Here is a 1,093-nt window from a genome sequence, read left to right as displayed (position 1 = left end):
CGGCGCCGATGAAGTGCTGGTCACGCTGCCCGACAAGCGCGAATTCAAGGCCAGGATCGTCGGCGCCGACAAGCGCACCGACGTGGCCGTGGTCAAGATCGACGCCGCGGGCCTGCCGGCGGTGAAGATCGGCGACGTCAGCCGCCTCAAGGTGGGTGAATGGGTGATGGCCATCGGCTCGCCCTTTGGCCTGGAAAACACCGTGACAGCCGGCATNCCGACGTGGCCGTGGTCAAGATCGACGCCGCGGGCCTGCCGGCGGTGAAGATCGGCGACGTCAGCCGCCTCAAGGTGGGTGAATGGGTGATGGCCATCGGCTCGCCCTTTGGCCTGGAAAACACCGTGACAGCCGGCATCGTCAGCGCCAAGCAGCGCGACACGGGCGACTACCTGCCGTTCATCCAGACCGACGTGGCGATCAATCCGGGCAACTCGGGCGGTCCGCTGCTCAACATGCGCGGCGAGGTGGTCGGCATCAACAGCCAGATCTATTCGCGCTCGGGCGGCTTCATGGGCATCTCGTTCGCCATTCCGATCGACGAAGCCATGCGCGTGAGCGATCAGTTGCGCGCCAGCGGCCGCGTGATCCGCGGACGCATCGGCGTGCAGATCGGCCAGGTGAGCAAGGACGTGGCGGAGTCGCTCGGCCTGGGCAAGCAGCAGGGCGCTTTGGTGACCGGCGTCGAAGCCGGGTCTCCGGCCGAGAAGGCCGGCGTCGAGGCCGGCGACGTCATCACGCGCTTTGATGGCAAGGCCATCGACAAGGTGGCGGACCTGCCGCGCCTGGTCGGCAACACCAAGCCCGGCACCAAGAGCACGGTCACGGTGTTCCGCCGTGGCAACGCGCGCGACCTGGGCGTCACCATTGCCGAGATCGAGCCCGAGACGCCGGTGCGCAAGGCGGCTGACAAGGACGCCAAGCCCAAGGTATCGGCGGCGGCCCAGCAGTGGGGCTTGTCGGTGGTGGAGCTGACCGAGGCGCAGAAGAAAGAACTCAAGCTCAAGGGCGGCGTGCGCGTGGACGCCGCCACCGAGGCTGCCGCACGGGCTGGCTTGCGCGAGGGCGATGTGATCATGGCGATTGCCAACACTG

At 67.6% G+C, this 1,093-nt stretch carries 2 protein-coding genes; both read left to right on the top strand.

Translation table 11 applies throughout. From position 1 onward, the window contains the following. Positions 1–265: trypsin-like peptidase domain-containing protein (locus tag QZH66_RS16725; protein ID WP_305806988.1), on the top strand; the 265-nt coding region annotated here is incomplete at its 5' end. After that, the coding region (locus tag QZH66_RS16720) for a trypsin-like peptidase domain-containing protein (RefSeq protein WP_305806987.1) at positions 223–1,093 on the top strand (871 nt) is incomplete at its 3' end. The genes QZH66_RS16725 and QZH66_RS16720, both read left to right, overlap by 43 nt.

It is taken from the genome of Stenotrophomonas sp. YIM B06876 (assembly GCF_030711595.1).
Classification (GTDB): domain Bacteria; phylum Pseudomonadota; class Gammaproteobacteria; order Xanthomonadales; family Xanthomonadaceae; genus Stenotrophomonas.
Note: the sequence above shows the minus strand (reverse complement) of the source record. Positions and strands in the feature narration are given on the sequence as shown.